Source organism: Mesorhizobium sp. 128a (genome assembly GCF_053848025.1).
Genome location: NZ_JBSPKY010000126.1, coordinates 1 through 263 on the forward strand (window position 1 = coordinate 1; position 263 = coordinate 263).

The 263-nt window shown below is 65.8% G+C and carries 1 protein-coding gene; it reads left to right on the top strand.

The window, feature by feature from the left end:
* On the top strand, positions 1 to 263 hold a 263-nt coding region (locus ACWTU9_RS33370; RefSeq protein ID WP_455862039.1), incomplete at both ends, for a GFA family protein.

The window sequence follows — 263 nt, forward strand, 5'->3', positions numbered from 1 at the left end:
TGCACCAGCAAGCCGGTGAAGGTGAAGGTCAAGGGCCAGATCGCCCACAACCATGCGTGCGGCTGCACCAAGTGCTGGAAGCCTGAGGGCGCTGTGTTCTCGGTCGTCGCCGTCGCCGGCACCGGCGATGTCACCGTCACCGAGAACGGCGACAAGCTGAAAGTGGTCGACCCCTCGGCGCTTATCCAGCGTCATGCCTGCACCGGCTGCGGCGTCCACATGCACGGCCCGGTCGAACGCGACCATCCGTTCAAGGGCCTGTC